General features: G+C 67.1%; 1 protein-coding gene and 1 pseudogene. One reads left to right on the plus strand and one right to left on the minus strand.

All coding sequences use genetic code 11. From position 1 onward, the window contains the following. Positions 1 to 138: pseudogene (locus ACXJL8_RS41765) on the plus strand (HAD family phosphatase); the annotation flags it as partial. Between the two features lie 25 nt (positions 139 to 163). On the opposite strand, the gene ACXJL8_RS41770 reads toward ACXJL8_RS41765, so the two are convergent. Next, positions 164 to 1,084: ABC transporter ATP-binding protein (locus ACXJL8_RS41770; protein WP_456687114.1), on the minus strand; the 921-nt coding region annotated here is incomplete at its 5' end.

Here is a 1,084-nt window from a genome sequence, read left to right on the forward strand (position 1 = left end):
GAAAACGTCCTGTTCGTCGACGATCTCGTGGCCAATGTCGCCGGTGCACGGGAGGCCGGCCTCTTCGCACATCACCACACGTCGGTGGAGGCTTTCGCGCAGGCCGTTGCGGCGCACGGCCTGCTCCGGGAGGTATGAACGCGGGTTCCGTCTTGCCCGGCCCTCAGGCGAGATGGCACGCCACGAAGTGCCCGCCGGCGCCTTCCCTCAGCTCCGGCGCGCTCTCCGAGCAGCGCGGCTCCGCAATCGGGCAGCGGGTGTGGAAGTGGCAGCCCTTCGKCGGGTTCATCGGGCTCGGCACGTCGCCCTTGAGACGGATGCGGTTGCGCTTGAGCTTGGGATCCGGCACCGGCACGGCCGAGAGCAGCGCCTTGGTGTAGGGATGCTGCGGGTGGCGGTAGAGGTCGCTGGCCTTGGCAAGCTCGACGATGCGGCCGAGATACATCACCGCGACACGGTCGGAAATATGCTCGACCACCGAGAGGTCGTGCGCAACGAAGAGATAGGTGAGGTTCAGCTCGGCCTGGAGGTCTTCCAGCAGGTTGATGACCTGCGCCTGGATCGAGACGTCGAGCGCGGACACCGGCTCGTCGCAGACGATCAGCTTCGGCTCGACCGCGAGCGCTCGCGCGATCACGATGCGCTGGCGCTGGCCGCCGGAGAATTCGTGCGGATAGCGGCGCATGTGCTCGGCCTTGAGCCCGACCTTCACGAGCAGGCTCGCGATGCGATCCTCACGCTCCTTGGTTGATGAGCCGAGCTTGTGGATGATGAGCGCCTCGCCGAGGATGGCGCCGACCGTCATGCGCGGGTTGAGTGAGGCGAACGGATCCTGGAACACGAGCTGCATGTTTCGCCGCATCGCGCGCAGGTCGTTGCCATCGAGCTTGCGCACGTCCTGGCCGTCGAACACGACTTCGCCTTCGGTCGGCTCGATCAGGCGCAGCACGCAGCGGCCCGTCGTCGACTTGCCGCAGCCGGATTCGCCGACCAGGCCGAGCGTCTCGCCGCGATTGACCGAGAACGACACGCCGTCGACCGCATAGACGCTGCCGACCTGGCGCGACAACAGGCCGCCCAGCAC

The organism is Bradyrhizobium sp. P5_C11_2, assembly GCF_054049755.1.